Source organism: Virgibacillus sp. SK37 (genome assembly GCF_000725285.1).
Lineage (GTDB): Bacteria > Bacillota > Bacilli > Bacillales > Amphibacillaceae > Virgibacillus_Q.
This window is the reverse complement of the sequence record NZ_CP007161.1, coordinates 771,593-792,754: the sequence shown is the minus strand read 5'-3', so window position 1 is coordinate 792,754 and position 21,162 is coordinate 771,593. Positions and strand designations below refer to the sequence as shown.

Here is a 21,162-nt window from a genome sequence, read left to right as displayed (position 1 = left end):
ATTAAGATGATTCATTACGAATTATGCTCCTGGGTTTCTTGATTGTTTTTGGAGGTGTCTGGTTTCAAAGTGATCTATCCTATGCTTACATCGTTTATACGTATATTGAAAAATAGGACTTTGGATAAAGGTGAAAATAAAAGTAAAGAAAAACACCGGCCCTCCGAGTAGTAAACCTATAACCAGCACAGTACTTTCGGTTATTATTCTTATTCTGCCAATTGGCGCATGAAGCTTATCTGATATGGAAAGCATAAATCCATCACGTGGACCAGAACCTACTCCGGCTGCATTATAAATACCACCACCAAGTCCCATGATAATAATCCCAGAGATCATAATAAGTATGTCTGTCCAACTGTGAGTAGTTACTGGTAAGATATCAGTCCAAAGATAAAAGTCTACAAATAAACCAACCAAAATGGCGTTAAAAAATGTACCAATTCTTATATAACTCTTATCCAATATCCAAGAAACAATAATAAGTAAAACAGAGATAATGATATTCCATGTTCCGATCGAAAAGCCAACTTTCTCATATAATCCGACGTTTAACACATCCCAGGGATGCACCCCCAGATATTGAACACGTATTGCCGTACTAATCCCCAGACTAAAAATCATGACTCCCACCAAGAAAATTGTCCACCGTATTGTTTGTATCATAACTTCCCTTCTTTCCGTTCCCCCTATCATAATATGAAAAAAGGAAATATTGAAGCAACTTACTCAGCATTTATCTAACTGCCATAGAAAACTTTAAACAACAGGTGAACCCCATGACGTATGGTATCGCCAAAAACACCCACACAAAAAGATCGGCCATGAACCGATCTTTGAAATTTCTATATGTTAGCAATCAAAGGCGAAAGTAGTTTTGGTCATCCAGTCGACAAGAACCTGTAGAATAAAAAATCTCTATCTTTTAAAAGACAGCTTGCACAATACCTCTTGTAACAAACTGTCATTTTCTTAGCTAAAAGTCATATTCTTCTTCTTTTTGTTCACGGATGGCCATAAAGGTTCTGGATAAAAGTACAGTATCCTCCACTAAACGATCCATACGAAAGAGGACATCATCATTTACAATTTCTTTTCTATGAAAATCTGCCTCTTCGATAAATACATAAGTTTGAACAAGCTGTGCCTTCATATATGCAAGGATTGGTTTAAGTTGTTGCTCTGCGATTAAATAATGTTTTGCAGAACCGGCAGTAACTAGCATACTGACAACTTTCTCCCGAAAAGCATTTACGGGAAGTAAGTCAAAAATGTTTTTTAAGGTTGCAGGGATCGACGCTTGGAAAATTGGAGTTCCTATAACAATTGCATCAGCTTCCATCAATTTTTCCAAAACAAATTTTGTATCCCCTTCATACTCCATATAATTACGTCCGTCACTAAATTGAATATCATACGCTGCTAAGTCAATGAGCAGAAAATCTTCCTCCGGGTATTTTTCTGTAATAATTGAAGCAGTATAGTTCATTGCTGTTCGTGTCTTTGTTCCAACATTGGAACCAGATAATCCTACAATTTTCAATGTGATTGCCCCCTACTTTGCTGTGTATTTTTTTATAGCAGGTAAGATTTCAGTACCGATCATTTCAATATTTCTTTGCAACTTATCAAAAGGCATACCACCAAAATCAATTTGGGCGATATACCGCTGGTGTCCAAAAGTTTCGTGCTGGTAAAGGATTTTTTCAATAATTTCTTGTGGACTTCCAATATTCATTATATTATGTGGGTCAACACCCTGTGCAAAATGCTGCTTCGGGAAGCCTTGCCCGTTTGTTTTCTTCATTCCTTCATTGATAAAAGGATACAAATCTCTTAACGCTTGTTGGGAGGTCTCTGCTGCATAGAAAAACCCTGCCGTTGCCACAGGAAGTTCCTCGGGATTATATCCTCGACTTCTAGCCGCATCACGGTAAGCATCAATCGATCGTTTAAATATAGTCGCAGGTCCTCCAAGATGTGCGAGAAACATCGGTACACCTGCGTATCCCGCTTTTCTTGCACTAGCTGGAGTACCCCCAACTGCACGCCAAATTGGCAGTGCCCCACTTTTCGGTCGAGGAAGCACTTTTGCATTCTTTAAGGGGGCACGAAATTCTCCTTGCCAATTTACTGTTTCTTGCTCGTTAATTTGTAACAAGAGATCAAACTTCTCTTCAAATAATTCTTCGTAATCACGGACATCATAACCGAGCAAATCAAATAGACCAATTCGAGATGCTCTGCCCGCAACGATCTCCGCACGTCCGTTTGATATTAAATCAAGTGTTGCGAAGTTTTCATATACACGAACCGGATCCGATGTACTTATAATCGTTGAAGAACTGGCAATTTTAATATTTTCTGTTGCTTGAGCAATGGCAGATAATACTAACGCATGTGCCTGTGTAGCGAAATATTCTTGGTGACTCTCTCCTACACTAAAAAAATCAATTCCTGCCTGGTCAGCAAGCTTAGCGTACTCAATGATTTCATGAATGCGTTGCTCTGCTGTGATTCTTTCCCCTGTTAAAGGATTGGGTAAATGATCTCCCAACGTATATATTCCAAATTCCAAGCCGTTGCTAGGATCAATTCCATACTTCTCCATTATTTCATCCCCTTCTTTTTTAAATTTAGTATATAGGGTAAAGGTTTGCTGCTAATTTATCCAATGTTATTATAGATAATATAAACCAAAAAAGTAAGTACGCACTTTTAAGTGGTATAGTATCAAAAAAGATACTAAAGGAGGAAGACAATGGACAAAATCCCTGAAGAGTGCCGTGTGGAAGATGCGCTCGGCATTTTAGTAGGAAAATGGAAGCCAATTATACTTTTACATCTCTTACAGGAGGGTACGAAACGATTCAGTGATTTAAAGCGTAGTATGCCTGGTGTAACCCAAAAAATGCTTACCAAGCAACTTCGTGAATTGGAGGAGGAAGATATTATTCAGCGTGTAGTATATCCTCAGGTACCTCCAAAAGTGGAATATTCCATTACGGATTACGGCAGAAGCCTCGAACCAATACTCGAAGCCATGCATGAATGGGGCACAAAGCATACCGCACATAAACAGGAGAAGCAAACAGCACAAATCAAACAAAAGTAACCTTTCAAGTCATCCTCTATAAGGTGGCATTCAATTGAAATTTGAATAGGAGATTATACAGTAACAGAAGCCTTTTATTCTATTCTGTAAACAATAGCGAGTCTATATATGAATAAAAAAACCAGCTAATAGTAGCTGGCATGTCTAGTGAGGTTTCTATTGGACTGCCTTCACTTCATTCACTTTCGTTGCAGAATAGTGGTCATGAGGCATAATTGCTCCCTCTTCCTTATCAAAGCCTTTAGGGTTTCCTAAGTATGCAAATGTACTGATCGTATCGCGGTAGGCCATTCGTTTTAAAATTTGACGAGAAGTTGGCAGTCCGCCATTTTCATTTTCTAAGATGAGTCCCAACTGCTTATAGCCAATTGTTTGGCCATTTCTGCGCAACTGAGCATATTCCAAAGACCACATAGCTACAGTTGGTGTAACTAGTGCATGAAAGGCCTCATTTTTAATTTTTTTGCGCAGGAAAAACTCTACCCCTGCGGTTACTGCAGTAGAGATAGCCAAATCTATGAAGTAAGCCTTGGTACGTTTCTTAGTAATTTCTTTCATACGTAAAACCTCCTCTTTGTTTCTATAGCAATACGAATTCTAACAGAATAGGTTTCACAAATTAGAAATATATGTGCTCAAGAGCTGTAAAATAGAAAATAAGATGAATTTTAGGAGGCATAAAAAAATGACCAACAAACTAATTCTGGCATCTTCCTCCCCCCGAAGACAGGAGCTTCTAAAGCAAGTAAAAATCCCGTTTATACAGCGATTACCAAACATAGATGAATCATTGATAGTCACCAATGATCCAGTAGAAAAAGTAGAGCAGCTTGCAATCCGAAAAGGGCGTGCTATTTCTTTTGAGAGCGAGGAGGAAATCATTTTATCTGCAGACACGATTGTCTCTCATAATCGACAGATATTTGAAAAGCCAAAAAACAAAGAAGATGCTGTCCGGATGATTTCTGCCTTAAGTGGTGATATCCATGAGGTTTTTAGTGGTGTTATGATTCGTTCTCGTACGGAGGAGATAGTTTTTACGGTTTGTACAAAAGTAGAATTTTGGCCATTATCTAAAGAGGATATAGAATGGTATACAGCCACTGAAGAACCTTATGATAAGGCAGGGGCTTATGGTATCCAGAGCATTGGGGCCAGGTTTGTTAAGCAAATTGTTGGAGACTATTTTAATGTTGTCGGTTTACCACTCTCTAGGACTGTCAGAGAACTAAACAGGTTTTCTATTTACTAGAGATAAATCGCCTGCCTTGGTCTCAAAAACTTTCTTGCTTAAATTTTTGTATTATTAAAGCAATTACGCAAGAGCTTAAATTTAAGCTTAGTCCCCCACTCTATATAAAGCAGGGAACTAAGCTCTTAATTTCTTCCACCACGGGCATTAGATTTTCCTTTGGAACGTCTTTGTTCATTAGGCAATTTAGCTTTATTATTCTTTTTCTTTGGTGCGTGTGAATCCTTACCCATAATTTTACCTCCATTTGATCTAACACAAGTTTCTTACACTCGTATTGTTAGCTGATAAAGTAAAATTATTCTTTTCGCCTGATATCCTAGTTAGTATGAAAATGGCAGGGATGGAGTGGTTAACTCACATCCCTGCCATTTTTGTATTTCTTCATCTTTACCATTTAGACAGCTATAACGTTACGCTGATCAAGTGAACAAATCTTTTAAGCGAGCCCAGAACCCTGTTTCCTTTTTAGCTGGTTTTTCTTTTGGTTCCGGCTCTTCATATTTAATACTCTTTGTTTTTAAAACAAACTGCACGGAATTTACATTCTTATTTTTAGCAGAGACAAAGGAAACTGCTTCAAAGTCTGATTTATCATATTCGGACATCATTTCATCGATTTCTTTTGTCATCTGTTTAGGTAAGTCCTTCGTTGATTCATGAAGTTTTGAGGTACCATTATGAAGCTCACTAACACCATCTTCCAGTTCTCCTGCGCCATCTGCCAGACCACCAATGCCATTGTGGATGTCCTGATAAGAGCCGGATAGCTGACTTACTCCATTCGTATATTCGATAAGTCCTGAATGGAATGTATCATAGTTATCAGATAGTGCTGTAAGCCCTTCCTGCAATTGTGCAATTCCCTCAGAAACATCCAGATTCTCTATGGAAGAAGATACTTTGGTCCCCATTGTATCTACATTATCAGCCATATCATGAAGTGAAGCCACAACACCTTCTAATGTGCCACCTACAGAGTCAAAGCCTTGCTTTACTTCATTATAGGTTCCCTTTGCCTTACGTGCAGCAGTATACGTATCTACTAACTTTTTGATGGTTTGCTGATCAGCTCCGCTGTTATACAACTTCTCCATATCCTCTTCAGAGATATCATTCGAAGGGATATCATTCATGGCTTGGTCTAGTGCATTATATGCTTTAGCATAGTTGTCTTTTAATGTCGTTAGCCCCTTGGCTGTTTCTCTTAAGCCACCAGAGATCTGTGAAAGACCTTTCGTCATTTCTCCAAGCTTACTTAAATCTATTTCTTCCTCACCACCAGGCGAGTTGCTCATTTTCGTCAGCGCTTGTTTCATCTCATTTGAGCCATTAACCAGTTCTGAAGAAGATCCGCTAAGTTGAGCAATTCCATTTTTGTATTGCTCTGAGCCGCTTTTTAACTCCGATGCGCCACTTTCAAAAGAAGCAACATTATTATTTAGCTTGCTCACACCATTATTTAAGTCTGCAATAGCACCGGTCAGAGATTTCATCTCACCGGTCATTTCATCGACATCTGGCTCATCAATGGACATATTAGAAGGCACTCCAGTGATCTCAATGCCGTTTAATTCAAAATCAACTACATCGGCTTCCACCTTGAATTTACCTTCTTTTTCGGGCATAACAGTAAACGTAACTTGTTTGTTTTTACCGGCACTGGCGATCGTACCCTCTTCTGCCTTTATATTGCTGTAAATTTCAGAATCAAGTGACAAGGAAATTTGTAATAAGTAATTCTCAAAAAATGCAGCGTTACCTGCTTCGTTAGCAGAAGTCTTTATTCGAACTTCCACATGTCCATCTTTCCCTGCAAGCTCTTTTGGTGTAATTTCCTTTCCATCTAAATAATAAGAAATGGAGAAATTCCATGGCAATTGCTGATTATCTAAATTCCCCTGATAATAAAACTTCCCCTCAGGAGCTGCAAGATTTACCTTTTTACCAGATTGCTTCAATGCAGAGTCATCTGTTAAGTTTTTCAGGCTTGAATAATTACCATAATCAGCCACTTGGCCTGCTTGAGAAATATCCAACGTGTTTACAACATATATATTTTGTGTCTTTCCATTCGCATTAAATGTAGCATAGACTACTTCATCCTTCGAAGAAACCTTGCCATCTTTGTTTGTTGCAGCTTCCGTGGTTTTACCGTCATTAGTAGAAGCTGTTACTAAAAGCGACGGTAAAACAAGTAACACAGCTGCAAGGACAAATAATATCTTTTTTATTTTCATCATCATTTCCCCTTATAAAAATTTGCTTTTAAAGTGGTTTTTTCAATCACCTTATCGAATACCAATAGCATCGCTGGCAGGAATAATACCACCATAATAAACGCTAGCAATGCTCCTCTACCAAGCAGTAAGCCAATGGATGAAACGACTGGATTAGTTGATGTAATCCAAAGGATAAAACCCACACTGGATAAAATAGAGGCAGAGATAGCAATAGAGAAAACTTTCTCATCGATCGTCTTCTTAATTGCTGCAAGGGCTGGCATTTCTTTACGATTCTCTTTATATGCCTCTGTTAACAGAATGGCATAATCAACCGTTGCTGCGAGCTGAACCGTACTCACAATCAGATATCCTACAAAGACAAGGGAAGAGCTTGTAAAGTAAGGCACAGATAAGTTAATCCAAACAGCTGACTGGATGGTGAGAAGAAGTACAATCGGAAAAGAAATCGATTTAAAGGTAACAAGTAATACAAGTGCAACTGTAATAACGGTTAACAAATTTACCAATGTATTATCCTTTTGGACCACATTTTTCATGTCATACAGGGTAACACTTTCCCCAAGTGCATAGAAATCCTCTCCATAATAATTACCAGTGGTTGCTTCAACGTCCTCAATTAAACCAAAAGCGGTATCTCCCTCTGTGTCTGTATTTGTTTGCAGGATAATTCGACTATAATTCTCTGAATAAAATTGTTCGGTCACAGACTCATCCAAATATTCAGGAGGAATGGCTGGGTTTACTGTATTGACATAGGATAGAACACTTGTCACATGTTTCATTTTTTCTAATTCTTGCACCAATTCTTCTTCTTTTGCAACATCCCCTTTTGGTACAAGTAAAACCATGGAGGTGCTTTTTCCGAATTCCTCTTCAATTTTTACTACATCACTACCTGCTCGAGTTGTTTCCGGTTGTTCACCGATCCCATAAATAAAACTCGTTTGACTTTGTGCTAAGAAAGCAGGTACCAGAAGTAAGAACACGAGAATCAGACTCGGGATTTTAAGCTTCATAACTTTGCTTCCAACGTTTTTAAAGCTAGGAAGCAATGGCTTATGCTGGGTTTTATCAATCCATTTATAAAACATGAGCGTTAAGGCAGGCAAAAATACCATAACACTTATAAAGCTTAGTACAATTCCTTTTACGAGGTTGACGCCCAAATCCGAACCAATCTCAAAATTCATGAACGTCAATGCCATAAATCCGAAGAAGGTTGTTGAGGCACTAGCCACAATTGCCGGGAATGATCGCTTCATTGCCAACCGCATGGCTTCCTTAGGATCGGCCACTTCCTTTCGATAATCAGAAAAACTATGAAGAAGGAAGATAGCATAATCAAGTGAAACCGCAAGTTGTAAAATAGGTGCAACAGATTGGGTAACAAAGGATATTTCCCCAAGAAAGATATTTGTTCCTAAATTAATTAATACGGAAACGCCAATTGCTGTTAGGAAAAACAGTGGTTCCACCCAGGAACTCGTTGATATTACCAAAATAATTATTATTATCGGTATTAATAATGCTGCTGCGTACATCGTTTCAGTAAAGGCCATGGTTTGTTGGGTTGCTGTATTGAGTGCCTCCCCTGCCATAGCATTTTCTTCACCGATGAGGTCATAGATCTTATCTGTAACAGCTACTTCATCTCCCTCACGAATACTAAAGGAAAATAGAGCGTTACTATCCTTATAGTAGGACTCTACTGTGTCTTCATCAGCCATCTCGATGGGAGTTTTGATATCAATCGCATCATCCAGCCATGTAACATCAGACACGCCATCAATGGCTGCAAGCTGTTCTTTATAAGCAAGTGCTTCCTGAATGGAAACGTTATTGATCATTACGCGTGTATTGGGTACAGCCCCATCAAATTCCTGTTCCATCACATCCATTGCTTCTGTAGATGGTGCATCTTCAGGTAAATAATCTACCATATTGTAGTTGACAGCCACCGCAAATTGAGCAACGGCGCTAATAATTGTAATTATAAAAAAAGTAAGTACAATGGGCTTTTTATGTTTAATAATTCGAGCCGCGATGTTTATTATGGTTCACCCTCTCTTGCATTTTGAAAAATTCCACTATATCATTATATAAACACCGTGTTGTTTTTACAACAAACAGTTTTATAAAATACGTATGTATTCCAACATGATCGATTATTGTGTTGGAATACAATAAAATTTTTAGGAGCGATTCACCGTGACTTCAGAAAAGTTGGATAGAAGAAAGAAATATACCCGCATGGTATTAAAGGATAGCCTAATGAAACTATTACAGAACAAACAAATTTCAGCCATTACAGTAAAAGAAGTATGTGAACTGGCAGATATTAACCGTTCCACCTTCTATGCACATTATGCTGATCAGTTTGATCTCTTGGAACAAATCGAGGAAGAACTGATTGAGGATCTGAATATGTATCTAAGCGGATACGATTTTGAGAGTGAGGACGAATCTTTACAAATGACGGAGAGATTAATTGAATACTTTGGTTCAAAACAGGATGAATGTCAGACTTTGCTTAATATAAACGAGGATTCCTCTTTTCAAACAAAAGTGATGGAAGTAGCTCAGCATTTTCTTATGAAAAATTGGATGGAGGTAAGCCGACTTGATCATGATATGTCTGAATATATAAGTTCATTCATTATAAGTGGCAGTATTCAAATTATGAAGGTATGGTTAAATAATGGCATGGATAAATCGCCCAAGGAAATGGCACAGTTAATAACAAATCTCGTTAACCAAGGATTGAGTGGGTTGAAGTAAAGATAATGAACGTTTTTTCAATTAGATAGCTTATCCACAGCAACACATGTCCTTAATTCTAGAACTGAAGCAAAAAAAATACTAAAAAAAGAGGTTCTCGTGCAAATGTTGGGTACAAACAGATTTGTTCATTCATAGTTGAAGGAAAATGCGAACTAACTAAAAATATATAGGCTGCGTAAATCACCGCTACGGGAAAATATTACGCTTTCCGCGGGCGGCCTGCGAGCCTCCTCAAACTTCACTAGCGTTTCGTTCTGCGGGGTCTCGCTAGTCTCGCTTTTCCCGCTGGAGTCTCCATATTTTCCCTTCGCTACTATTTATTATTATATCTACGAAGAAAAACTACATTCGCATACACCCAGAATCTTCTGTGTACGAATTGATTGGAGTGGAGGGCGGCGACTCCTGCCGGAATAGCATGAGGCGAAGACCCTGGACGGAGCGTAGCGGAGGAAGCGGCTGAGGCCATGCCGGCGGAAAGCGTCCGCCTGAAACGCAAATCAATGGGTGCTTCCTCTGTAAAATTAATTACTCGATCCAACACAAGTTATTCGCATTTTATATATTTCCCAAATCTTTGAATAACCCCAATAAATAGTTTAGATACTAAAAAAGAGCCATTTGATCGGCTCTTTTTTAGTATCTTTGTTAAATTAGTAGCATCAAAGCTTTCACTTCATATAACGATCTTCAAGCAAACTATTCAACATGAAGATCTCTTGGAGCAATTCCTCACCAACATTCGTTTCTAGAACTTTCTTTCTTTCTAACTCTTTATCTACCAATCTTCTAACTGATAAGACATCCGTTCCGTGCAATAGAACATCTTCCTTTGAAGTGAACTTTTGATGTGCCACAAGCTGCATACCGTAGGAGTTATATAATAATGTGTAGCCTGCAATCCCTGTTGTAGACTGATACGCCTTGGAAAAACCTCCATCAATGACGATCATCTTCCCATTTGCTTTAATTGGATTTTCTCCATCAATCTCTTTTACAGGGGTATGGCCATTTATAATATGACCTTGATCTGGATTCAAACCGAATTCCATTAATATTTTCCGGCAAATATCCTCGTCTTCTCTTAAATAATAGTAAGGATTTTTTGTTTCTTTATGTGTAGTTTTGTCGCTGATAAAATACCTCTCAAATGTCGTCATTTCTCTTTTCCCAAAGAGGGATGAACGCTCCCCTGTCCATAAATACCACACCATATCTGTCGCCAAATCATCTGTTTCTTCAGGATGGGCAAATGCCTTCCGTAAATAATGTTCAAATACATCCAGCAATTCGCGCCCTGCATACGTTTTATTTTCGATGCCCATTTCTTCCATATTCCCTTGCTCATCAACTGGGATACAGCCATGAATTAATAAATTTCCGTTATATTTCAAATAAAGGCTGCCTTTTTTCATCAGAAATTTCATGTGACGAGCGAGCTTTTCAGAATGCTGCACAGAGAATAGCAGTTTATCAATTACTTCTTTTTCTTCGGCCAATAATTCTCCAGGCTGGTCTGGATTAACCGTAGCAAAACAGGTGTTTTCCAGTGGGTATGTTTTATCATCAATGGTGACTTCCTTGTTTTTATAATCCACTCTCTCCAGCAATAGCCTTCTTTTCATATTAAAATTAGGACGTCTCTTAATAATAGGCATCTCCAATTTAAATTGAATCATTGCAATGGCTTGATGAATTTTAGTAATTTGCAGTGCTTCCTGTTCGGATAGCTCTTTATCTGAATTACGCTTTGGACGAAATGCCGGATTATCTCCATAGTATTTTTCTGCAAGGTTTTGAAGTGGACGAAGATTAATACCATACGCATCTTCAATAATATCCAAATTATCATAACGGGCACATATACGAATGATATTGGCAAGGCAAACCTTTGAACCGGAAAATGCCCCCAGCCAAAGCACATCATGATTCCCCCACTGAATATCAACCGAATGGTAGTTTATGAGTGTATCCATAATTTTATCGGGTTCTGGTCCACGATCATAAATATCCCCCACCACATGAAGATGGTCAACAATTAATCGTTGTGTCGTATACGCAAGTCCGGTAATGAGCTTATCTGCCTGCCCGAGGGAAATAATCTGTTGTACAATTTGACTATAATAGTACTTCTTATTGGTATATTCATTCGTTTTATAAAGCAGTTCTTCAATAACGTAAACAAACTGCTCCGGCAAGGCTTTACGTAACTTTGATCTCGTATATTTAGAGGAAGCGTAAGAAATTAATTTTATGAAATACTCTATCGTTTCCGAATACCAATCATTAAGTTTCTGTTGATCGGCAAAATTATTTTTAATCAATCGCAGCTTTTCTTCCGGATAATAAACCAATGTGGCTAATTCGTTCATCTCTTCTTCTGTCAATTGGTCTACAAAAATATCCCTTATTTTTTCCTTCACTTTTCCTGAACCATTTCTTAGCACATGTTGAAAAGCCTGATATTCTCCATGTAAGTCACTGACAAAGTGCTCTGTACCCTTGGGCAGATGGAGAATCGCTTCCAGGTTAATAATTTCCGTTACTACTTTTTCTTCACAATCGTATTCTTTTGCCAACAAATCTAAAAAATTCTTTTTCAAGTGATTCCCTCCCCATCAAAAGGTTTATTCTTCTTTTGTCTGTATAGATCAACTGATTTAATGTCTGCCCTTTTTACATAATGGCTACTCTTTAATGATAGTTTAAGGGTAGTCTACCAACTCCGCAAGCGTTTCCACGAAAATGAATAATGCAATAATCTGGAGAGGAGCTACTACCGCTCCCCTTTCATCCAAAAAACTATTCCTCTTTATCTACCACTTTCTGAACGAGTGCTTCCGGAATCATCTCAAATCCTTCAATGATCGTGTTTTCCTCCACTTCGATCATAAGGCTGATCTTCCCATTGAAGTGTACTTGGCGAACATATCTTAAGTCTTGCGGACTAACTTTAATATCCGCTACCTTTGTTTTTATTTTAATAGATTTTGATGTGTATTTCGGTACAATACTACTAGCTTTTAATTCATATTTTTCATCGTCAATGACCGTTTTAAAAGCTTCTTCCACCTTCTCTGTTTCAATATCTTTAACTCCACTGCTCCTTAATACCTGCTCAACATCCTTATAGTCAAACTTCGGTATCTCTTCCTCTTCATTTTCTTCAATGGTCCGATGAATTTCATCATACACATTGGAAAGCGTAGATGTATTGATTTGATCACCAGCAACCTTTTTTACGATTTCCTCGAAAACAACCTTATCATCCTCAGCGGTCATTGTTTCTTCGGCATTTAAAACTTCTTCGATGAAATGATAATCCAGCTCATAGGCTTTTCCTGCTGAGTAAAGCACATGATTGACATCTGCTGCGCTATCCGAAAAGCACGGGAATAAGAATCCGGACATGGGTGCCTTCAAATTAATAATTGGGTCTACGACGATATTATACTTAAATTCCTTTTCCACATAGTCAAACAGCAGCTCTTTCTTCGGGTCCTGTGTCTTGTTCATACTTCCCATAATAAAGGAGTGCGAATACACCGCATCCCTTGCATTCTCTTCGGACTTTTCATTACTGCGCTTCATCGGCTTCATATATTCACCGCGAATGAAGGTAATGACAATGTCCATTTCATATTGCTTGTCCTTCAACATTTTCTCTACAAGACGAAGCATTTGGTTATTCCATTCCTCTGTATCATTACTTAATAGCCCCTGATGTAAAATAAGCTGGCTACTATCTTCCACATCTCGCTGAAACTTCAACTCAAATAGTTTCTCATCCATTTGACCAGACAATACTTTCTTAAAGTTAGCCAAAAACAGCTCCTTTTGTTCATCCTCCAGCAACTCAAATGGCACACTCTGATAATGATATATCTCACTCGATTCTTTCATAACATATACATTAAAAATCTCATGTATTTTAAGTAGATCATTATTCACTTTAAATTGTTTACGAATATTTGCGATATCTTTTTTATTCAATCCTGTTTCACTCCTAAGGCTAATACATATATAAATCTATATCTATTCTATCATTTTTTAGCATGTGTGATTAATTATATCGAAAAAATAAAAGACGGCATATGAACGTTTTTTACGTTAGCAATGCCGTCATATTATTTGTGATTTTATAGCCTTTTACTGTAAAATCTCCTCACTAATGAAGAGATTTAAGTGTAAGCCTCCCTCTACTGCACTTTATACTAATGTACTTTCTAAATCACCTATCATTTCATATACTAATGCTTCTTGATATCCTGCCTTTTTGTTGTTCCATAGCGCTTCGACTACTAGTTTCAACTTTGAATTTTTAACACTATTTAATTTGGATAATCTTTCTTTTGTTAATTCCAAATCTGATAAAGAAACATGATAATAATCTATCCCCATCTTCCACATTTGCACATGTTTAGGATGTCTTCGCAGCAACCTCTCTGCCATACTAAGTCCCTCGGGATCAATATCCCCGGCGTAATAAATTGTACACCCTTCTCTTACTAACTTGTCCATTAATATAAGCGCAGATAATTTAAACTGACCATGCGTACAAATTAACGGAACATGAGGTAGTTTATCTAGAATGCTTGAATATACACCGGAGTTCTCCACAACCCATACAGATTTCTTTCCGTTGGCAGGATACACGCTCATAAGTTTCAGCAATTCCCTTAGTGGTGTGTTCACGACATGAGGAGTTTCAGCAGCTGCTTCCCACATTGGGTGTATCTGCTCCTCCGTTTTAGCCAACAAATTTACACAAGTCACATAAATGGTTATATCATCATGTAAAATGTGTTAATTTAACAGCAAATCGTTAATCCCTTCACTACCATCACAATTGTTTTCATCGCCTCGAAACCCTAATTTTTTTATAAAATTCCAGGATACATTTGTAGCTCAAAGCAAAAAGGAAAGAAGTAGCGACATGCCTTCTTTCCTTTTGCAGTTTAAAATGAAATGATATTTTATTGGATATACAATATTCATAATATCCTTCTCAGTCTATTCATTTATAGAATAACGAAAAGATGTTAAAATGAATAGACTTGTCAAGATTGTTGAGGTTGAGCAACCCAGTATTTTACTGCGATTTCGTTCACGCAAGTTTAAAAGAAGTTTCTAATTGTTGTTAATACCCTCTCTAAATCATTTTCATGTAACTTTCCGATTTTAAATAGTAATTCCTTAAAATGTACAGTATTTAATTTAGAACATCTAACGATGGAAGGTTTATTAAACCAGCTTCTTCCCAGTATTCAATCGCAACATCAAACTTATTTCTTGTATGTTGACTTGTAACTGTCGCTATTAAGTGATCTAATTCTACAACTACATTATCATTGCTTACAATAACGACTGGCCTTCTTTTCCATTTAACTCAACAGTCCATATTTCTCCACGTTTACCTGTTTTACTCATCTTCTTTCCCCCAAAACATTTCTTCTTTTTCTTTTATGATTTGCTCTTTTGGAGGTCTACTGTCAAAGTAATTATCAAATAATTTATTTAGTAATTTGATTCTTTCCCCATTATCCATCTCTTCGATTGCTTTCATTATCTCATCAGCAGTCATTTTAAACCACCTCATTTAACAATTGATTTCTTTAAAGTCATTATACTATTGAACAAAATTTTAATAAAACCTGGTTCTCAGTCAAATGTGGTGGTGTGATTTTCACTCCACCATCTCTTTTATTAAAAAGCCTTTGCTTAAATAGCTGCGTACGTATATTGGTTGCCGTTTCTATTGTGTCAAAACCCTTCTAACCTCTTGTCGCCACAGTATTTTCTTTTTTAATCGATTAAAATTTTTAATTCCATACGACATTCGTTTTGCCACTTTAATTGTATTATTTACGCCTTCAATATATCCATTATTAAAAGGATACATAAAGGAATGCAAGATCTCTTGCTTCCACCGCTCAAATGTTTTTCTTACTCTATGAAAAGACTCAATATTAGAATCCTTCATCGCCATTAAACATCCTTCTAGACCCTGTGTAGCGGTCTTTTCGTTACTCTCTTTAAACCACTGATCAAGTTTGTTTTTTAGGTTGTATGCCTCTTCTAATCGAGGATCAACCTGGAGTAACTGATTTACTTTCTCTCGCTCTTCTTCTGATAATTTATAGGTTGATTTCCAAAGTAACTTTTTACTTTTTTTCATATATATCCGGTCTTTTTTCTCTAAGTCTCTTTGCACTTCTCGACGTACTTCATCTAGCGCCCAATATACTTGCCGCATAAAATGAAATCGATCAGCGATGATCAGTGGGTTACCAAGCGCCTTCCGTATTGCTTGCTTAAAAGACTTAGAAAGGTCCATGACGACAATCTCTACGTTACTTGTATCACAGGACTGAAGATAAGCTTTAATTGTATCTACCTTCCGATCAGGTAAGACATCCACAATCTCTTTATTTTCTACATCCGCAATGACCGTTTGAAACCTTTCACCGCCCGCATCCCCTTTAAATTCATCAATAGCTAACGCACGTGGCAGGACTTTCCTTGTTTTTATTTCTTTTCGATCATAAATACGAAGTAACCGTTGCGAACTCATCCCAGTTAACTGGGCAGCTGTAGTAAATGAGCCCACAGCTGTATACGTTAGCGCTGTCGTTTGTATAGAACGGGTGCAACGTTGGTATCGTTCCACCATCTGAAGCTTTTCATAAAACGTATGATTACACGCCTTACATAAGTAGCGTCTCTTTTTCAAAGAAATACTAACTGGTTTATTGGAAACAATGGGCCCCTGAATCGTTTGGGTACGATAGCCGTGGATACTTTTTGTCCTATTGCCACAAAACGGGCACTTCTGCTTCTTTACTTTTGTATATAGCTCTACAAAAAACTTAGCTGAGTCACTAGAAACTTCCCATACATCTACATGTTTGTCTTCAATACCTAACATTTCTATGATAAAATGGTTTTGCACTCTTTCCCTCTCCTTTTCCTTTTGTGTCGCAACTTTAGGTTAACAAAAGAGAGGGGAATGAGTGTATTTTTTTGTTTCTTACGGAAACACTGATCCTCCAAAGGAGACCACCACATTTAGTATAGAGCCTAAAACCTATGCCTATATAAAACAAAAAAAGTAAGGATTTAATCCTTACTTTTTTAGATAATAATTAGTTGTTTAGATAATTAGATTAGATACCGGTGGTCGGGGTCGAACCGACACTCCCGTGAAGGAACGGGATTTTGAGTCCCGCGCGTCTGCCAATTCCGCCACACCGGCATGTTCATGGAGGCGGTAACCGGATTTGAACCGGTGATAAAGGTTTTGCAGACCTCTGCCTTACCACTTGGCTATACCGCCATAATATATTGGAGCGGAAGACGGGATTCGAACCCGCGACCCCCACCTTGGCAAGGTGGTGTTCTACCACTGAACTACTTCCGCAATTGGCTGGGCTACTAGGATTCGAACCTAGGATACACGGGATCAAAACCCGATGCCTTACCGCTTGGCTATAGCCCAATATAAGTTATTGAATATTAAAAGGGGCGACCGGTGGGGATTGAACCCACGCGTGCCGGAGCCACAATCCGGTGCGTTAACCACTTCGCCACGGCCGCCATATTAAAATGGCAGGGGTAGTAGGAATCGAACCCACATCAAAGGTTTTGGAGACCTTCGTTTTACCATTAAACTATACCCCTAATTATATGTTAAAAAGATAAATGGTGGAGGGGGGCAGATTCGAACTGCCGAACCCTGAGGGAGCGGATTTACAGTCCGCCGCGTTTAGCCACTTCGCTACCCCTCCATATTTATAAAGACAAAAAAATGGTGGCTCGGGACGGAATCGAACCGCCGACACAGGGATTTTCAGTCCCTTGCTCTACCGACTGAGCTACCGAGCCATTTAGTTGTAAAGTACCAACATGGTTTTAAATAATAGTGGCGGTCCGGACGGGACTCGAACCCGCGACCTCCTGCGTGACAGGCAGGCATTCTAACCAACTGAACTACCGGACCATATTAAATGCACTTGTAGGTGCTACTGACACTCAATAAATTAATTTGGTTGCGGGGGCAGGATTTGAACCTGCGACCTTTGGGTTATGAGCCCAACGAGCTACCAGACTGCTCCACCCCGCGATGTGAGTTATAAGAAAAAATTAATGGTGGAGGATGCAGGGCTCGAACCTGCGACCCCCTGCTTGTAAGGCAGGTGCTCTCCCAGCTGAGCTAATCCTCCATGTTGGTGACCCGTACGGGATTCGAACCCGTGTTACCGCCGTGAAAGGGCGGTGTCTTAACCGCTTGACCAACGGGCCATTAATATAAGTAAGGTGGCGGAGAGCGAGGGATTCGAACCCTCGAGGCCGCGGTAACGGCCTACACGATTTCCAATCGTGCTCCTTCGGCCACTCGGACAGCTCTCCATTGGCTCCACAGGTAGGATTCGAACCTACGACCGATCGGTTAACAGCCGATTGCTCTACCACTGAGCTACTGTGGAATAATCCAATATAATGATCAACTTTTTATTGAATATGCCTGGCGGCGTCCTACTCTTGCAGGGACAAAGTCCCAACTACCATCGGCGCTGGAGAGCTTAACTTCTGTGTTCGGCATGGGAACAGGTGTGACCTCTCCGCTATTGCTACCAGACCATTTCAAACTTGATCCGAGTTACTCAGGAAATTTTCATGACAATCATTATTATAATTGTTTCTAGGAAAAAATCAAGTATTTATTGTAAATATGTATGATTTATACCCTAAAAACTAAATAAGAGAAAAACAACGACCATCAAAGAAGAAAATTAGTTAAGTCCTCGATCTATTAGTATCCGTCAGCTCCACGTGTCACCACGCTTCCACCTCGGACCTATCAACCTCATCGTCTCTGAGGGATCTTACTCACTCGAAGTGATGGGAAGTCTCATCTTGAGGGGGGCTTCATGCTTAGATGCTTTCAGCACTTATCCTTACCACACGTAGCTACCCAGCTATGCTCCTGGCGGAACAACTGGTACACCAGCGGTGTGTCCATCCCGGTCCTCTCGTACTAAGGACAGCTCCTCTCAAACTTCCAACGCCCACGACGGATAGGGACCGAACTGTCTCACGACGTTCTGAACCCAGCTCGCGTACCGCTTTAATGGGCGAACAGCCCAACCCTTGGGACCGACTACAGCCCCAGGATGCGATGAGCCGACATCGAGGTGCCAAACCTCCCCGTCGATGTGAACTCTTGGGGGAGATAAGCCTGTTATCCCCGGGGTAGCTTTTATCCGTTGAGCGATGGCCCTTCCATGCGGAACCACCGGATCACTAAGCCCGACTTTCGTCCCTGCTCGACTTGTAGGTCTCGCAGTCAAGCTCCCTTCTGCCTTTACACTCTGCGAATGATTTCCAACCATTCTGAGGGAACCTTTGGGCGCCTCCGTTACCTTTTGGGAGGCGACCGCCCCAGTCAAACTGCCCGCCTGACACTGTCTCCGGACCGGATCACGGCCCTGGGTTAGAATGGTCGTACAGCCAGGGTGGTATCCCACGGATGCCTCCACCGAAGCTAGCGCTCCGGTTTCCAAGGCTCCCACCTATCCTGTACAAGCTGTACAAACATTCAATATCAGGCTACAGTAAAGCTCCACGGGGTCTTTCCGTCCTGTCGCGGGTAATGCGCATCTTCACGCATAGTATAATTTCACCGGGTCTCTCGTTGAGACAGTGCCCAAGTCGTTGCACCTTTCGTGCGGGTCGGAACTTACCCGACAAGGAATTTCGCTACCTTAGGACCGTTATAGTTACGGCCGCCGTTTACTGGGGCTTCGGTTCTGCGCTTCGCGTAAGCTAACGCTTCCCCTTAACCTTCCAGCACCGGGCAGGTGTCAGCCCCTATACTTCGCCTTTCGGCTTCGCAGAGACCTGTGTTTTTGCTAAACAGTCGCTTGGGCCTATTCACTGCGGCTCCTCCTTAAAGGAGCACCCCTTCTCCCGAAGTTACGGGGTCATTTTGCCGAGTTCCTTAACGAGAGTTCTCCCGCTCACCTTAGGATTCTCTCCTCGCCTACCTGTGTCGGTTTGCGGTACGGGCACCTATGAACTCACTAGAGGATTTTCTTGGCAGTGTGAAATCAGGAACTTCGGTACTCAATTTCCCTCCCCATCACAGCTTGAAATTGTTGGACGGATTTGCCTATCCAACTTTCTCACTGCTTGGGCGCACACATCCATCGGTGCGCATTCCTTATCCTACTGCGTCCCCCCATCGTTCAAACGCTCATGAGGTGGTACAGGAATATCTACCTGTTGTCCATCGCCTACGCCTTTCGGCCTCGGCTTAGGTCCCGACTAACCCTGAGAGGACGAGCCTTCCTCAGGAAACCTTAGGCTTTCGGTGAAAGAGATTCTCACTCTTTTTTCGCTACTCATACCGGCATTCTCACTTCCAAGCGCTCCACCAGTCCTCACGGTCTGACTTCACAGCACTTGGAACGCTCTCCTACCATTGTTCGTAAGAACAATCCGCAGCTTCGGTGATACGTTTAGCCCCGGTACATTTTCGGCGCAGAGTCACTCGACCAGTGAGCTATTACGCACTCTTTAAATGATGGCTGCTTCTAAGCCAACATCCTGGTTGTCTGGGCAACTCCACATCCTTTTCCACTTAACGTATACTTTGGGACCTTAGCTGGCGGTCTGGGCTGTTTCCCTTTCGACTATGAACCTTATCACCCATAGTCTGACTCCCAAGTCTAAGTAGCTGGCATTCGGAGTTTGACTGAATTCGGTAACCCGATGAGGGCCCCTAGTCCAATCAGTGCTCTACCTCCAGTACTCATTTTCTTGAGGCTAGCCCTAAAGCTATTTCGGAGAGAACCAGCTATCTCCGTGTTCGATTGGCATTTCACCCCTACCCACACCTCATCCCCGCATTTTTCAACATACGTGGGTTCGGGCCTCCAGTCAGTGTTACCTGACCTTCACCCTGGACATGGGTAGATCACACGGTTTCGGGTCTACGACCACATACTCAAATCGCCCTATTCAGACTCGCTTTCGCTGCGGCTCCGTGTCTTCCACTTAACCTTGCATGGGATCGTAACTCGCCGGTCCATTCTACAAAAGGTACGCCGTCACCCATTAACGGGCTTCGACTACTTGTAGGCACACGGTTTCAGGTTCTCTTTCACTCCCCTTCCGGGGTGCTTTTCACCTTTCCCTCACGGTACTGGTTCACTATCGGTCACTAGGGAGTATTTAGCCTTGGGAGATGGTCCTCCCGGATTCCGACGGAATTTCTCGTGTTCCGCCGTACTCAGGATACACTCCGGAGAGAATTCCTTTTCGATTACAGGGCTCTTACCTGCTGTGGCTGATCGTTCCAGATCGATTCATCTAAAGAATTCCTTTGTAACTCCAAAGGAGTGTCCTACAACCCCAGAAAGCAAGCTTTCTGGTTTGGGCTAATTCCGTTTCGCTCGCCGCTACTTGGGAAATCGCATTTGCTTTCTCTTCCTCCGGGTACTGAGATGTTTCAGTTCCCCGGGTCTGCCTCACATAGCCTATGTATTCAGCTATGCATACTGTTCCATTACGAACAGTGGGTTCCCCCATTCGGAAATTCTCGGATCAACGTCTACTTACGACTCCCCGAGACATATCGGTGTTAGTCCCGTCCTTCATCGGCTCCTAGTGCCAAGGCATCCACCGTGCGCCCTTATTCACTTAACTATTTTTACAATGAATAAGCGTGCTAATTTCTTAGCCTTGCTTTTATTTAAATCTAGCTT

14 protein-coding genes, 14 tRNA genes and 2 rRNA genes are annotated in these 21,162 nt (G+C 40.5%); 3 read left to right on the top strand and 27 right to left on the bottom strand.

Translation table 11 applies throughout. From position 1 onward, the window contains the following. Positions 1-21 precede the first annotated feature (21 nt). The 3 genes from X953_RS04010 to X953_RS04000 all read right to left on the bottom strand — a co-directional run bounded on the left by X953_RS04010 (position 22) and on the right by X953_RS04000 (position 2,611). Positions 22-666, bottom strand: coding sequence for a YitT family protein (locus tag X953_RS04010; RefSeq protein WP_040954457.1), 645 nt, complete (start codon positions 664-666; stop codon positions 22-24). 310 nt (positions 667-976) lie between these two features. Continuing rightward, positions 977-1,543, bottom strand: coding sequence for an NADPH-dependent FMN reductase (locus X953_RS04005; protein ID WP_040954456.1), 567 nt, complete (start codon positions 1,541-1,543; stop codon positions 977-979). A 12-nt stretch (positions 1,544-1,555) separates the two neighbouring features. Continuing rightward, positions 1,556-2,611, bottom strand: a complete 1,056-nt coding sequence (locus X953_RS04000; RefSeq protein WP_040954455.1) for an LLM class flavin-dependent oxidoreductase — start codon at positions 2,609-2,611, stop codon at positions 1,556-1,558. A 150-nt stretch (positions 2,612-2,761) separates the two neighbouring features. Here X953_RS04000 and X953_RS03995 point away from each other — a divergent pair, with 150 nt between their 5' ends. Next, positions 2,762-3,115 carry a helix-turn-helix domain-containing protein gene (locus X953_RS03995; protein ID WP_040954454.1) on the top strand — a complete coding sequence of 118 codons (354 nt, stop codon included), beginning with the start codon at positions 2,762-2,764 and terminating at the stop codon, positions 3,113-3,115. A gap of 156 nt (positions 3,116-3,271) precedes the next feature. Here X953_RS03995 and X953_RS03990 read toward each other — a convergent pair whose 3' ends face one another. After that, complete coding sequence (locus X953_RS03990; RefSeq protein ID WP_040954453.1) at positions 3,272-3,673, bottom strand: RDD family protein; 402 nt, start codon at positions 3,671-3,673, stop codon at positions 3,272-3,274. Between the two features lie 127 nt (positions 3,674-3,800). On the opposite strand from X953_RS03990, the gene X953_RS03985 reads away from it, so the two are divergent. Then, positions 3,801-4,367: a nucleoside triphosphate pyrophosphatase gene (locus X953_RS03985; RefSeq protein ID WP_040954452.1), complete on the top strand. Its 567-nt coding sequence runs from the start codon at positions 3,801-3,803 to the stop codon at positions 4,365-4,367. A 422-nt stretch (positions 4,368-4,789) separates the two neighbouring features. On the opposite strand, the gene X953_RS03980 is transcribed toward X953_RS03985, so the two are convergent. Further along, the gene (locus X953_RS03980; RefSeq protein WP_040954451.1) at positions 4,790-6,607 is read right to left on the bottom strand and encodes an X-X-X-Leu-X-X-Gly heptad repeat-containing protein; all 1,818 of its coding nucleotides are present in this window, start codon (positions 6,605-6,607) and stop codon (positions 4,790-4,792) included. Positions 6,608-6,609: 2 nt separating this feature from the next. Further along, complete coding sequence (locus X953_RS03975) at positions 6,610-8,553, bottom strand: RND family transporter (protein WP_232217768.1); 1,944 nt, start codon at positions 8,551-8,553, stop codon at positions 6,610-6,612. 268 nt (positions 8,554-8,821) lie between these two features. On the opposite strand from X953_RS03975, the gene X953_RS03970 reads away from it, so the two are divergent. Then, positions 8,822-9,391: a TetR/AcrR family transcriptional regulator gene (locus tag X953_RS03970; protein WP_040954449.1), complete on the top strand. Its 570-nt coding sequence runs from the start codon at positions 8,822-8,824 to the stop codon at positions 9,389-9,391. A 674-nt stretch (positions 9,392-10,065) separates the two neighbouring features. Here the strand turns inward: X953_RS03970 and X953_RS03965 are convergent. From X953_RS03965 to X953_RS03870, 21 genes are all read right to left on the bottom strand, one after another. Continuing rightward, the gene (locus X953_RS03965) at positions 10,066-11,997 is read right to left on the bottom strand and encodes a fructose-bisphosphatase class III (RefSeq protein WP_040954448.1); all 1,932 of its coding nucleotides are present in this window, start codon (positions 11,995-11,997) and stop codon (positions 10,066-10,068) included. Positions 11,998-12,196: 199 nt separating this feature from the next. Continuing rightward, entirely contained in the window at positions 12,197-13,387 is a 1,191-nt protein-coding gene (locus tag X953_RS03960) for a DUF4317 domain-containing protein (RefSeq protein ID WP_040954447.1), read from the bottom strand. 216 nt (positions 13,388-13,603) lie between these two features. Further along, positions 13,604-14,122: a DUF2399 domain-containing protein gene (locus X953_RS03955; protein WP_052350031.1), complete on the bottom strand. Its 519-nt coding sequence runs from the start codon at positions 14,120-14,122 to the stop codon at positions 13,604-13,606. A gap of 694 nt (positions 14,123-14,816) precedes the next feature. Further along, entirely contained in the window at positions 14,817-14,978 is a 162-nt protein-coding gene (locus X953_RS20000) for a hypothetical protein (RefSeq protein WP_194287382.1), read from the bottom strand. A 171-nt stretch (positions 14,979-15,149) separates the two neighbouring features. Next, entirely contained in the window at positions 15,150-16,346 is a 1,197-nt protein-coding gene (locus X953_RS03950; RefSeq protein ID WP_040954247.1) for an ISL3 family transposase, read from the bottom strand. A gap of 219 nt (positions 16,347-16,565) precedes the next feature. Continuing rightward, positions 16,566-16,649 (bottom strand) — tRNA-Leu (locus X953_RS03945). 7 nt (positions 16,650-16,656) lie between these two features. Beyond that, positions 16,657-16,730 (bottom strand) — tRNA-Cys (locus tag X953_RS03940). 9 nt (positions 16,731-16,739) lie between these two features. Next, positions 16,740-16,814, bottom strand: a tRNA-Gly gene (locus X953_RS03935). Between the two features lie 3 nt (positions 16,815-16,817). Next, positions 16,818-16,892 (bottom strand) — tRNA-Gln (locus X953_RS03930). 25 nt (positions 16,893-16,917) lie between these two features. Continuing rightward, positions 16,918-16,990, bottom strand: a tRNA-His gene (locus X953_RS03925). Between the two features lie 10 nt (positions 16,991-17,000). Next, a tRNA-Trp gene (locus X953_RS03920) sits at positions 17,001-17,074 on the bottom strand. A 22-nt stretch (positions 17,075-17,096) separates the two neighbouring features. Next, positions 17,097-17,181: transfer RNA gene (locus tag X953_RS03915), tRNA-Tyr, on the bottom strand. A 21-nt stretch (positions 17,182-17,202) separates the two neighbouring features. After that, a tRNA-Phe gene (locus tag X953_RS03910) sits at positions 17,203-17,278 on the bottom strand. Between the two features lie 38 nt (positions 17,279-17,316). Next, a tRNA-Asp gene (locus tag X953_RS03905) sits at positions 17,317-17,393 on the bottom strand. A gap of 46 nt (positions 17,394-17,439) precedes the next feature. Further along, positions 17,440-17,516: transfer RNA gene (locus X953_RS03900), tRNA-Met, on the bottom strand. Between the two features lie 24 nt (positions 17,517-17,540). Continuing rightward, positions 17,541-17,616 (bottom strand) — tRNA-Val (locus X953_RS03895). Positions 17,617-17,620: 4 nt separating this feature from the next. Further along, a tRNA-Glu gene (locus X953_RS03890) sits at positions 17,621-17,695 on the bottom strand. Between the two features lie 16 nt (positions 17,696-17,711). Beyond that, a tRNA-Ser gene (locus tag X953_RS03885) sits at positions 17,712-17,803 on the bottom strand. A gap of 2 nt (positions 17,804-17,805) precedes the next feature. Then, positions 17,806-17,880 (bottom strand) — tRNA-Asn (locus X953_RS03880). A 36-nt stretch (positions 17,881-17,916) separates the two neighbouring features. Continuing rightward, positions 17,917-18,032: ribosomal RNA gene (gene rrf / locus X953_RS03875) — 5S ribosomal RNA — on the bottom strand. Between the two features lie 154 nt (positions 18,033-18,186). Continuing rightward, positions 18,187-21,103 (bottom strand): 23S ribosomal RNA (locus tag X953_RS03870). Positions 21,104-21,162: the final 59 nt, after the last annotated feature.

Excerpts from the sequence above, each read along its gene's own strand:
- X953_RS03980 (WP_040954451.1), bottom strand. The coding sequence starts at position 6,607 with ATGAAAATAAAAAAGATATTATTTGTCCTTGCAGCTGTGTTACTTGTT.
- X953_RS03955 (WP_052350031.1), bottom strand. The coding sequence starts at position 14,122 with ATGTGGGAAGCAGCTGCTGAAACTCCTCATGTCGTGAACACACCACTA.
- X953_RS03990 (WP_040954453.1), bottom strand. The coding sequence starts at position 3,673 with ATGAAAGAAATTACTAAGAAACGTACCAAGGCTTACTTCATAGATTTG.
- X953_RS04010 (WP_040954457.1), bottom strand. The coding sequence starts at position 666 with ATGATACAAACAATACGGTGGACAATTTTCTTGGTGGGAGTCATGATT.
- X953_RS03995 (WP_040954454.1), top strand. The coding sequence starts at position 2,762 with ATGGACAAAATCCCTGAAGAGTGCCGTGTGGAAGATGCGCTCGGCATT.
- X953_RS20000 (WP_194287382.1), bottom strand. The coding sequence starts at position 14,978 with ATGACTGCTGATGAGATAATGAAAGCAATCGAAGAGATGGATAATGGG.
- X953_RS03975 (WP_232217768.1), bottom strand. The coding sequence starts at position 8,553 with ATGGTAGATTATTTACCTGAAGATGCACCATCTACAGAAGCAATGGAT.
- X953_RS04000 (WP_040954455.1), bottom strand. The coding sequence starts at position 2,611 with ATGGAGAAGTATGGAATTGATCCTAGCAACGGCTTGGAATTTGGAATA.
- X953_RS03985 (WP_040954452.1), top strand. The coding sequence starts at position 3,801 with ATGACCAACAAACTAATTCTGGCATCTTCCTCCCCCCGAAGACAGGAG.